This is a genomic window from Ensifer sp. ZNC0028, assembly GCF_000799055.1.
In the GTDB taxonomy this organism is placed as follows: domain Bacteria; phylum Pseudomonadota; class Alphaproteobacteria; order Rhizobiales; family Rhizobiaceae; genus Ensifer.
On the sequence record NZ_JTLA01000240.1, the window covers coordinates 1 to 853 of the forward strand.

General features: G+C 61.3%; 1 protein-coding gene. It reads left to right on the forward strand.

Translation table 11 applies throughout. The features are described from left to right. Positions 1 to 73 precede the first annotated feature (73 nt). A protein-coding gene (locus L981_RS34290; protein WP_371258922.1) for an IS5 family transposase occupies positions 74 to 840 on the forward strand; the annotation gives its coding sequence in 2 pieces (ribosomal slippage) (positions 74 to 415 and positions 418 to 840; 765 coding nt in all). Positions 841 to 853: the final 13 nt, after the last annotated feature.

Consider the following 853-nt stretch of genomic DNA (forward strand, 5'->3'; position numbering starts at 1 on the left):
GCTAGGGTCTGTACTCAATAGGGATTCCTGTTTTTACCGAATTGTGATTCAAGGTCATGGAGTGGAGGCCTTGATGAAGCAGCGGCAGTTGACCTGGTTGAGCGATGCGGAGTGGGCTCGGATCGAGCCGTTGCTGCCGCGAGGACGCAAGGGCGCGCATCGGGTTGATGACCGCCGGGTGATCTCTGGCATAGTGCATATGCTCAAGAGCGGTGCCCGCTGGCGCGACTGCCCTCCTGAGTATGGGCCCTACACAACCATCTACAATCGCTTCAACCGCTGGAGCCGACAGGGCATCTGGCTCGGCATGTTCGAGGCGTTGACTGGTCACAACGGCATCTGGGGAACGGTGGCAATGGACGCCACTCATATCAAGGCGCACCGCTCTGCCGCCGGCGCAAAAGGGGGGCCTTCGCCCAAGCGATAGGCGTTTCGCGTGGTGGCCGCACCAGCAAGCTGCATGGACTGACCGACACCCAAGGTCGGCCAAGGTTGCTCATGCTGTCGGCTGGCAACATCAACGACATGAGCATGGCAGGCGCCTTGATCGAGCGGGCTGCAGGTCGCTTCGATCGGCTCATCGCAGACCGCGGTTACGACACCAACGCCATCCGGACCGCCATTGTCGCCACCGGCGCCATCGTCGTCATTCCCTCAACGACGAGCCGGCGAGCGCCGATCCCCTACGATCGCGAGGCATACAAGGCCCGAAACCTCGTCGAACGCCTCTGGTGCAGGCTAAAGGACTGGCGGCGCATCGCCACTCGATACGACAAGCTGGCAAGAAACTTCCTCGCAGCAGCTCTCATCGCTGCCACCTTCACCTACTGGTGCAATTGAGTCCGGACCCTAG